We start from the raw sequence: 668 nt of genomic DNA, 5'->3' as shown, positions 1-668 counted from the left end.
AGGTGAGGATGACGTCGTCGCCGTCGCCGGCCATAATGCGTGCGTGTGCGTCGATGGGCACCATCACGATCGGGCGTGGTGCGGCGGCGACGACCCCGCCGGTTTCGCCTTCGATGATGCGCCAGAACGCCTCCTCCATCTGTGCCGCCGCCGGCTGGGTGGTGTCGATGCCTTGGCGCAGGCGGTGCTCGAGGTCGGCTGCTTTGCGGTCGGTGGTGTCAATCGTGATGCGCGCCCGGCCGTTCTTCGGGGCGGAGAACGCGACCTGCTTCTTTTTCGGGGTGTCATCGTCGCGGGGCACCAGCTCGCGTGCGGCGCGCTCGATCGCGCGGTACCCGCCGGTGACATCCAACAAGGCCAGGCGCAGCCGCCACCGCTCGCCGGCATCTTTCACGCCACCGATACGCCGTTCGATCAGCGCGAGCTCGTCCAGGGAGAACCCGCGGGCTTTCTGTACTGCCAGGGCTTGTTTGCGGGTGAATTTCGTCGGCCCGTAGTACACCTTTTGCATCGCATCCCACGCGCGTGCCCGATCCGGCGCCATCCCGGCACCCAGGGCAACAGGCAGGTCGAAGTGCCGCAGCGTCTCCATGGATGCTGCGGCCATCGCCTGAATAAACGCGTCGAACGGGTTCATGCCACGAACACTAAAACAAGCGCAACCCCAC

General features: G+C 66.2%; 1 pseudogene. It reads right to left on the bottom strand.

The annotated features are described in order from the left end of the window. Positions 1–637 (bottom strand): annotated as a pseudogene (locus tag HMPREF3151_RS12030) (hypothetical protein); the annotation flags it as partial. Between the last annotated feature and the right edge of the window lie 31 nt (positions 638–668).

The organism is Corynebacterium sp. HMSC05H05 (assembly GCF_001807265.1).
GTDB lineage: Bacteria > Actinomycetota > Actinomycetes > Mycobacteriales > Mycobacteriaceae > Corynebacterium.
Note: the sequence above shows the minus strand (reverse complement) of the source record. Positions and strands in the feature narration are given on the sequence as shown.